Source organism: Pseudarthrobacter linnaei, from assembly GCF_055412825.1.
Window position 1 is genome coordinate 36,837 of sequence record NZ_JBVAYX010000029.1, and the last position, 6,885, is coordinate 43,721.

4 protein-coding genes are annotated in these 6,885 nt (G+C 69.3%); 2 read left to right on the forward strand and 2 right to left on the reverse strand.

Annotated elements, in window-relative coordinates; translation table 11 throughout:
- Positions 1-101: 101 nt before the first annotated feature.
- Together ACZYZ3_RS17540 and glnA are read right to left on the reverse strand one after the other, a co-directional pair.
- Entirely contained in the window at positions 102-3,113 is a 3,012-nt protein-coding gene (locus ACZYZ3_RS17540) for a bifunctional [glutamine synthetase] adenylyltransferase/[glutamine synthetase]-adenylyl-L-tyrosine phosphorylase (protein ID WP_463965084.1), read from the reverse strand.
- 9 nt (positions 3,114-3,122) lie between these two features.
- Positions 3,123-4,463: a type I glutamate--ammonia ligase gene (gene glnA, locus ACZYZ3_RS17545; protein ID WP_282383217.1), complete on the reverse strand. Its 1,341-nt coding sequence runs from the start codon at positions 4,461-4,463 to the stop codon at positions 3,123-3,125.
- A 265-nt stretch (positions 4,464-4,728) separates the two neighbouring features.
- Between glnA and panB the strand changes: the two genes are divergently transcribed.
- Together panB and ACZYZ3_RS17555 are read left to right on the forward strand one after the other, a co-directional pair.
- The gene (panB, locus tag ACZYZ3_RS17550) at positions 4,729-5,697 is read left to right on the forward strand and encodes a 3-methyl-2-oxobutanoate hydroxymethyltransferase (RefSeq protein WP_463965085.1); all 969 of its coding nucleotides are present in this window, start codon (positions 4,729-4,731) and stop codon (positions 5,695-5,697) included.
- A gap of 302 nt (positions 5,698-5,999) precedes the next feature.
- Positions 6,000-6,335, forward strand: a complete 336-nt coding sequence (locus ACZYZ3_RS17555) for a hypothetical protein (RefSeq protein ID WP_463965086.1) — start codon at positions 6,000-6,002, stop codon at positions 6,333-6,335.
- Positions 6,336-6,885: the final 550 nt, after the last annotated feature.

A 6,885-nucleotide genomic window follows, 5' to 3' on the forward strand; every position in this document is an offset into this window, starting at 1 on the left:
CGGCGCCCTGCGCGTGTCAGCCCTTGACGGCCACCGCCTGAGATCCCGCCGGCCCCGGCGGGATCCCGCCAGGATCCCGCCAGGGAGCCCGACTGGCATCGCTACTGGCCGTAGAAAACCCGCTCGAACACGCTCCGGGCGCGGCGGCTGAGCCTCAGGTAGTCCTCCTCGAGTGCGGCGGCGTTGCCCTGCCCGTAGCCGCACCAGCGGGCCACCGCTTCCAGGTCCCGGCGGGAGGATGGCAGCACATCCGAGGCTCGGCCGGTCCAGATCACGTTGGCGGACCGGATCCGGCTCGCCAGGCGCCAGGCGCGGAGCAGGATCACCACGTCCTCCGCGTCGAGGATCCCGACGGCGGCGGCCGCCTCGAGCGCCTCCACAGTGGAGGTGGTCTGCAGCTCGGGGTGCTGTCCGGCGTACTGCAGCTGGAGCAGCTGGGTCAGCCATTCGACGTCGCTCAGGCCACCACGGCCCAGCTTCAGGTGCCGGGCCGGATCCGCGCCGCGGGGCAGCCGCTCCGCTTCCACCCGGGCCTTGACGCGCCGGACCTCGCGCGCGTCCTGCTCGGAGAGCGACTCGGGGTAGCGGATCGGGTTGATCAGGGCCACGAACGCGGCGGCCAGTGCGTCGTCGCCGGCCATCGGGCGGGCACGCAGCAGCGCCTGCGCCTCCCACACGAGCGACCACCGGCGGTAATACTCCGCATAAGACTCCAGCGACCGCACCATCGGCCCGCTCTTGCCCTCCGGACGCAGGTCCGCGTCCACCATCAGAACGCGCTCGGCGAGGATGGCGGGCTTGAGCGGCTGGGTCAGCAGGCTGGAGAGCCTACTGACGATCTGCAGGGCCTGCTGCTGGGCCTCGTCCTCCGGGACTCCGGCAAGGCCGCGGTGCACGTACATGACGTCCGCGTCCGAGCCGTAGCCGATCTCCCGGCCGCCCTGCCGGCCCATGGCGACCACCAGAACATGCGTCTTGAGCGGCTCGTCCGCGGTGACCATGGTTTCTGCGACCCGCAGTGCACCCAGGACAGCGGCCCGGTCGGTGTCGGCCAGCGCTGCGCCGACCTGGTCCTGGTCCAGCAGACCCGCACTGTCGGCGATTGCGATCCGCAGGATCTCGCGGCGGCGGATCAGCCGGATCAGGCGCATCGCGCTTTCCGGCTCCGCGTGCCGGGACATCTTCGAGACAATCTCCAGCCACTGCGCCTCGAAGGGCAGGGGCACCAGTTCCTTGTCCGAGCCAAGCCAGGCCACGGATTCGGGTGAGACTTCCAGCAGGTCCGCGATCAGGCGGGAGTTGGACAGCACGTGGCAGAGCCGCTCGGCCGCCGCCGTCGAGTCCCGGAGCATCCCGAGGTACCAGTGCGTGGTGCCGAGAGATTCGCTGACCCGCCGGAAAGCCAGCAGCCCGGCGTCGGGGTCCACGCCCTCCGCGAGCCAGCCGAGCAGGATCGGCAGGAGCTGGCGCTGGAGCGCGGCGCGGCGGCTGACTCCGCCGGTGAGGGCTTCGATGTGGCGCATGGCGCCGCTGGGATCCAGGTAGCCCAGGGCGGCGAGGCGCCCCTGCGCGGCTTCCGGGCTGAGCCTGGCCTCCTCGCTGCTGAGCGCCGCCGCAGTGTTGAGCAGCGGGCGGTAGAAGATGCGTTCGTGCAGCTCACGGACGGAGCGTTTGGTCTTGCGCCAGGCCTCGGCCAGGGCATCAGGTTTGGGCCGTTCACTGGAGAAGGGCCCGAGTACGGCCTTGGCGAGGGCCCGCAGCGAGGCTTCCTTGACCGGCATGAGGTGGGTGCGGCGCATTTGGAAGAGCTGGATCCGGTGTTCGAGGAGCCGGAGGTAGCGGTAGTCGCGGTCGAACTCGGCGGCGTCGGAGCGGCCGATGTAGCCGCCCGCGGACAACGCGGCGATGGCCGAGGTGGTGTCGCGGCAGCGCAGCGTCTCGTCGGACTTGCCATGCACCAGCTGCAGCAGCTGGACGGTGAATTCGACGTCACGCAATCCCCCGCGGCCCAGCTTGATCTGCCGCTGCTCCTCCTCGGCGGGGATATGCTCGGTGACCCGGCGGCGCATCGAGCGGACGGACTCCACGAAGCCTTCCCGGCCGGCGGAGGACCAGATCAGCGGCGCGACGGCGGCCTCGTAGCGGGCGCCGAGGTCGGTGTCCCCGGCAATGGTCCGGGCCTTGAGGAGGGCCTGGAATTCCCAGCTCTCGGCCCAGCGGGCGTAGTAGCTCTCATGTGAGGCAAGGGTCCTGACCAGCGGCCCGGACTTGCCCTCCGGACGCAGGTTGGCGTCGACCTCCCACAGCCCGGGTTCGCGGCCGACGGACATGATCGCCCGGGAAATGCCGGAGGCCAGGGCCGTGCCGATCGTGTTGGCGCGCGAATCGTCGAGCTCGCCGGACTCAATCACGTAGATGACGTCGACGTCGGAAATGTAGTTGAGTTCGCGGGCACCGCATTTGCCCATGCCGATGACGGCCAGTCCGACGTCGGCCACCTCGGTGGCACTGAAGTGCTCGGCGGCCTCGGCCCGCGAGACGGCCAGGGCCGCCTCGATCGCGGCGCCGGCGAGATCCGCCAGCTCCGCGCCCGCGGCGGGCATGAAGTCCAGCGGATCGGCGGCGCAGAGGTCCTTGACGGCGAGCTCGACGAGGCCGCGCCGGTATTCCGTGCGGAGCGCCACGTAGCCTTCCTGCCCGGTCAGCGCCGCGACCGGGCGGGCGGATCTCGGATCGGCCTGCACGGAGCGCAGCAACCGGGCGCGCAGTTCTGCGGCGTCCGCGGCGCGCGGTTCCGGGCTGGCGGTCACCTCGAAGGCATCAAGGTGCTCCGGGTGGCGGATCAGGAACTCCCCCAGCGCCTCCGAGGCGCCCAGCACCCGGTACATGGGTTCGCTGCGTTCCGGGTCCGCGACCGCCAGCTTCCGCAGGTCCGGGTGCTTTTCGATCAGCCGGACCAGCGACTGCAGTGCCGTGTCCGGGTTCGCGGCCAGCTGCAGCCCGGAGAAGAGGAGGTCCTGGTCCAGGCCCTCCAGTTCCGGGGCGGCCAGCCACCGCTCGCCGTTTTCCAGATCGCTGAAACCGGCGGCGATGAGGCGTCGTGCCAGGCTCACCGGGGCCGCCTAAAGGATGCCGAGGTTGCGCTGCAGCTCGTAGGGCGTGACCTGGAGACGGTAGTCCTGCCACTCGGCACGCTTGTTGCGCAGGAAGTGTTCGAACACCTGCTCACCCAGGATCTGCGGCATGAGTTCGGAGTCCTCCATCGAGCGGATGGCGTCGTGCAGACTGGCCGGGAGCGGATCGTGGCCCATCGCACGGCGCTCGGCCGAACTCAGCGACCAGATGTCGTCCTCGGCGGCGGCGGGAAGCTGGTAGCCCTCCTCGATGCCCTTGAGTCCGGCGCCCAGCAGCACGGCGTAGGCCAGGTAGGGGTTGGCTGCCGAGTCGATGCCGCGGTACTCGATCCGCGCGGACTGTCCCTTGCCGGGCTTGTACAGCGGGACGCGGACCAGTGCCGAGCGGTTGTTGTGGCCCCAGCTGAGGTAGCTGGGTGCTTCTCCGCCGCCCCAGAGCCGCTTGTAGGAATTCACGAACTGGTTGGTGACCGCAGTGAATTCCGGGGCGTGCTTGAGGATGCCGGCGATGAACTGCCGGGCCGTCTCGGAAAGCTGGAACTCCGCACCTGCCTCGTAGAAGGCATTCGTGTCGCCCTCGAAGAGCGAGAAGTGGGTGTGCATGCCGGAACCCGGGTGGGCCGTGAACGGTTTCGGCATGAAGGTGGCGTACGTGCCCTGCTGGAGCGCGACCTCCTTGATCACGGTGCGGAAGGTCATGATGTTGTCCGCGGTCTGCAGGGCATCCGCGTAGCGCAGGTCGATCTCGTTCTGGCCGGGGCCGGCCTCGTGGTGGCTGAACTCGACGGAGATCCCCACCGATTCCAGCATGGTCACGGCCGTGCGGCGGAAGTCCTGTGCCACTCCGCCCGGAACGTGGTCGAAGTAGCCGCCCTCGTCCACGGGGACGGGGGCGCCGTCCGGACCCGGCTGCTGGGACTTAAGCAGGTAGAACTCAATCTCGGGGTGGGTGTAGCAGGTGAAGCCCATGTCCGCGGCCTTGGCCAGGTTGCGCTTGAGGACGTTGCGCGGATCAGCGGCGGAGGGTTCGCCGTCGGGAGTCAGAATGTCGCAGAACATCCGGGACGTCGCTTCGGTCTCGCCGCGCCACGGCAGGATCTGGAAGGTGGCGGGGTCCGGCTGGGCCAGCATGTCGGACTCGAAGACACGGGCGAGGCCCTCGATGGAGGAGCCGTCAAAGCCCAGGCCCTCCTCGAACGCCCCTTCGACTTCGGCCGGGGCCAACGCCACGGACTTCAGCGATCCCACGACGTCGGTGAACCACAGCCGCACAAACCGCACGTCGCGCTCTTCGATCGTCCGCAGGACAAACTCTTGCTGGCGGTCCATAGTGGCCTCTTTCCGGTTCTTTCGTCCGTGCCCCAGGCCCGTCGTGCGTGGGTCCCGCAGCTGCTCACCGTTCACTTTACTAATCATTGCCACCGATTGCTGGCGCAGCTGCCCCGCGTAACACAGCGTTAACGCGTGGAACCCCGAATTCGACGCCCCGGACCGGCCCCCGGGTCCTTCTGCCGGGGGCCGTGTGACGTGACTCATGTGCCCACGGACTGGAGCCCAGTAGCTAGGACGCGCGGTATCGCACTACGCTCTTGCCATGGCCTCAAGCACAAGTCCCGATTCCAGCATGCCTAAAGAACTAGCCGCCCCTTACGGCAGCGGCCCGGCTCCCGCGGTCACGTACGCGGCCGCGGCGGGCCAGGTTGCCGCCCCGGCGTCGGGCCAGGCTGCGGCCTCGGCGGCGGGCCAGGAACCCGGCGCCCGGAAGCCGGTGGCGAAGATCCGCACCCACCACCTGCGCCAGGCCAAGCTCAATGGTGAGCGCTTTGCCATGCTGACCGCATACGACCAGTACACGGCGGAAATCTTCGACCAGGCCGGCATCGAGGTCCTCCTCGTGGGCGACTCGGCCTCCAACAATGTCTTCGGCAACGAAACCAGCCTGCCCGTCACCGTGGATGAGCTGCTCCCCCTGTGCCGCGCCGTCACCCGCTCGGCCAAGCGCGCGCTCGTGGTGGCGGACCTTCCCTTTGGCAGCTACGAGGTCTCCGCCCAGCAGGCGGTGGCCACCGGCGTCCGGTTCCTGAAGGAAGGACTCGCCCACGCGGTCAAGATCGAGGGCGGGAAGTTCTATGCCGAAACCGTCCGGGCCATGGTCCAGGCCGGCATTCCCGTGATGGCGCATATCGGATTCACGCCGCAAAGTGAGCACGCCCTCGGCGGCTACCGGGTGCAGGGCCGCGGCGATGACGCCCAGCGACTCATCGACGACGCCGTCGCCCTCACCGACGCCGGCGCGTTCTGCGTCCTGATGGAAATGGTGCCGGCGTCGACGGCGGCTGCCGTCGACGCCGCCGTCGACGTCCCCACCATCGGCATCGGCGCCGGCAACGCGACCACGGGCCAGGTGCTGGTGTGGCAGGACATGGCGGGACTGCGTGGCGGCCGGATGGCCAAGTTCGTCAAGCAGTACGCGGACCTGCGCACCTCACTCAGCGACGCCGCGAAGGCCTACGGCGAGGACGTGCGCTCCGGCCAGTTCCCCGGCCCCGAGCACTCCTTCTAGGCGGCCACCGCGGGCCGATCCTCCCAGCCGCCCCGGGCCGACTTCTCAGGCCACCGCTTCGGGCCGCCGCTCCGGAATGACATTCCAGGCCGCCGCGGGCCGACCTTTCAGGCAACCCGCTCCGGGCCGCCGCTCCGGGTTTGCAGCGCCACCTCATCCTTCACGGGCGATGCGGAGTCCCGCCCGGGCAGGCTGGCCATAGAGGGCCTGCATCGGGCCCCGGCAGATGTTCCGCCATTCCGGCCGGATTCGTGCGCGACGCGATGGGCCGGACACCGGCGGGCACAACTGGAGGAGTAGCCATGGACTCAATTACGACTGACTTCTGGGACATCCTGCTATGGAGTTTCTGGTTCTTCATCTGGATCGCGGCCCTGATGATCTGGTTCCACTGCCTGTTTGACTTGTTCGGCGACCGATCGCTCAGCGGCTGGGGTAAAGCCGGCTCAGTGATACTGCTGGTCTTCGTGCCTTGGCTTGGCGCCCTCATCTACCTGATCGCCCGGGGCCGCAGCATGACCGAGCGGCAGATGGCCATCGTGGCCGAACAACAGGCCGCCCAGCAGGAGTACATCCAGCAGGTCGCCGGCAAGTCGGCCAGCCCGGCCAGCCAGCTCGCCGACGCCAGACATACATGATCAGGGCCTGACCGACAACAGCGGTAAGAAGCGCCGCCAGCCAGCCAACTCGGGCCGAGATCTCCACCAGCGCGGGGCGGAGGACCAGACCGGCCACGGCGGCATAGTCCCACCAACTGGATGCAGAGAACCCCTGGAGCCGCGCGCCGGTGACGATGAGGGCTGCCGTCGAGGCGGCCCAGACAAGGGCCAGCCTGGCCAGGTCGGTGACTCGGACGCCGCGGGTGCGGGTATGGCTCGTCGGCATTTTCCCAGTATGGCCCGCGGCAACCGGCGGCCACTCCTCCGCACCGGGTGAGAAAAATCAGCCCCGCGGGAGGGGTACCCGCCGGGGCTGCCCGGGGACGCTCCCACCGGCAGGGCGGCGTCGGTACCTCGGTCCGCGGCCGTGCCGGCGTCGGCCCACACCGCGTTCCGGCTTCCTCATTCAATGTCGGTGGCACCTTCTAGTCTGAAGGCATGGAAAGCACGGTGTGGAGTGCGGAGGGCAGGGAGGCCCTGGCGGCTGTCGCCGCGTCCGTTGCTGCGCTTGCGGCCTTCACCGGCGCCC